Annotated in this window: 1 pseudogene; it reads left to right on the forward strand. The window is 41.7% G+C overall.

The annotated features are described in order from the left end of the window. Positions 1-151 precede the first annotated feature (151 nt). Positions 152-992: pseudogene (locus BB427_RS02185) on the forward strand (IS982 family transposase). The last annotated feature ends 73 nt before the right edge of the window (positions 993-1,065 follow it).

A 1,065-nucleotide genomic window follows, 5' to 3' on the forward strand; every position in this document is an offset into this window, starting at 1 on the left:
CATGCCGCTAGTGAAGCTTCAAGAAATTGACGTCTACTCTTGGACATGGGAGTACTACCTAACCTGAGCTGCGCATAAGAAAATGAACTAAAAGCCCTTGTGGTGATCAGATCTTTCGACCAAGAAACATAAGATTACCAAGGACAAGGGCATGAATAACTTAGACGCAATTTTTGTAGATGTCGATGACTTTTGTTTATTGTTTGAACCTCAGTGGCTGGCACACTTGCTCGAAACAGGTGAAAAGCAGCGTATTAAGCCATCAAGGCTGAGTTCTAGCGAAGTTATGACTATTCTTATCGCCTTTCACCATTCAGGCTTTAGAGATTTTAAAACTTATTACACCAAGTTCGTTTGCCAATATTGGCGGTGTTATTTTCCTGATTTAGTCAGCTACACGCGAATGCTGAAGTTACTACAAACCGTATTACCTGCCCTATGCAGCTATCTAAAACGGGATCGCATTTATTGACTCAACATCGCTGAAAGTTTGCCACAACATGCGTATCCCTCGTCATCAAGTATTTTCAGATGTTGCGAAGCGAGGCAAAGGGTCTATGGGGTGGTTCTATGGCTTCAAACTTCACCTGATCATGAATGATGAAGGTGGTTTGTTAGCGGTTAAAGTGACGGAGGGTAATGTGGATGATAGAAAGCCTGTTTTGGATATGGTTGATAATGTGACAGGTAGTTTGTATGGCGACAAAGGTTATGTATCAGCAAGCTTAAAGGCTGAATTAGCTGAGCAAGGCATTGATTTTATTACAGGCCAGCGAAGCAATATGAAGCGCCAACCTATTTCAGATTGGGATAAGGCAATGCTGTCAAAACGGTTCATTATTGAAACGGTGTTTGATCAACTCAAGAACATAACTCACATAGACCACACAAGGCACCGTAGCTGTGTTTCATTTATGGTGAACTTGATGGCAGGCCTCATCGCTTATACTTTTCAAGCAAAGAAACCGAGCATAAAGGTTACTCGGCTTTAGTTCTTATACAGATCTCAGGTTATATAGGTACCTTGTAGGTAAAATTGGTCGAAGGATTTTTTTGCGCTCAGCG

This window comes from Pseudoalteromonas sp. BMB, from assembly GCF_001709235.1.
GTDB classification, from domain to species: Bacteria; Pseudomonadota; Gammaproteobacteria; order Enterobacterales; family Alteromonadaceae; genus Pseudoalteromonas; species Pseudoalteromonas maricaloris.